The organism is Amedibacillus sp. YH-ame10, assembly GCF_053848885.1.
In genome coordinates this window covers 1-1406 of sequence record NZ_JBSPFA010000069.1, presented here as the reverse complement: position 1 = coordinate 1406, position 1406 = coordinate 1, and the positions used below count along the sequence as shown (strand labels likewise).

Sequence of the window (1406 nt, the reverse complement as noted above, 5' to 3'; positions counted from 1 at the left end):
AAAGGAGACCAACTATGAACTTGTCAAGTAAAACATGAAAAAAAATAAGACACGATAAAAAGAACTAACAAGGTAGCTAATTTAAAAAGATAGATGAAAAGAAAGTCTAATCTAAAATAAATTCTTTGTCTGGATTCTGTAAAACAAAGAAGATATAATTAACTAATTTCTTAGCACAATGCCCTAATGCATTGTAATGGGCTTTGCCTTCACTACGTTTCTTTGCATAATAAGCATTCATCTTAATTGAATTTTTACGAACGTTATTTGCTGACCAGATTAATGCATAACGAAGCATCTTGTTTCCACGCTTCGACATCCTAGTTTTATGAGCTTTAAAAAGTCCTGATTGGCGAATTTTAGGATCTAGTCCAGCAAATGCCAGCACCTTGCTTGGATTATCAAATCGTGATATATTTTCTATAGTAGCTAGAATATAAGCAGCTTGAATATAACCGAACCCTGGGATTTTCAGGAGAGGTGAATCCAAACGCTTCATACATTCAATGATCTGCACCTTGACAGAGGCTAGCTGCTGTTCGAACAACTCGATTTGAAGGACTGTATTCTTAATGTAGAACGACAGAGCGTCTGAGTGAAACCCAACGCTTGAGCTGGCTAAGGATTTGATTTGCGAGACCTTATCTTTGGAACAGAAATTCCGTTCAGCATTGATTAGATTATACAGACGATCAATACGAGTTGTTTTTATTTGATGGGCTGTATTAACTTCTTTAAAAAGGTTAAGAAAACCTTTGGAATAAATGGAATTTTTAAGATAAGGTTTAAGTTCAGGGAAAGCGCGATCTAGTAAAGCAGTAAGGCGAATACGCTCACTTGACTTCTTCTTTTTAAGGTTTTCACGTTCTAAACAGAGATACTTTAAATCATTTATATGAAAAGAAGATATATTAGATTTAGAATGATTAAAAGAAAGAAAACAAGCAATAGAGTAAGCATCAACTTTATCCGTTTTAACATCACGAATACTCAATCCTCTAAAGCGCTTCGTCAAAAGGGGATTGATAAGTTCACAGTGATAATTTAGATGAGATAAGAAATGATATAGATTCTCATGGTAATGAGCAGTTGACTCAAAACCGATGATAATATCATCTTTAGAAAAAGATGAAAAAGAATTAAGAAACGATTGGAATCCATCCATCGTATTCTCAAAAGCAAAAGAAGGAACATGTACTTCACCAAAATGATTAATGATACATGCGTAGTGTGTGTATTTGGCGATATCAACGCCAATAAAATAGGTCATAAGAAAAGACCACCTTTCTAGAACCTTGCCTAGCCATGGTGATCTATCCTCGTAATCTTGCGAGACATAAAAGTACAAAGACTTATCCAACTATAAACAAATAAATAGAGCCATGGCAATACTCTCCTTTAAAAGG

Annotated in this window: 1 protein-coding gene; it reads right to left on the bottom strand. The window is 34.4% G+C overall.

The genetic code is table 11. The annotated features are described in order from the left end of the window. Nucleotides 1-106: 106 nt before the first annotated feature. Nucleotides 107-1270 carry an IS110 family RNA-guided transposase gene (locus tag ACWG42_RS14920; protein ID WP_455793357.1) on the bottom strand — a complete coding sequence of 388 codons (1164 nt, stop codon included), beginning with the start codon at nucleotides 1268-1270 and terminating at the stop codon, nucleotides 107-109. Nucleotides 1271-1406: the final 136 nt, after the last annotated feature.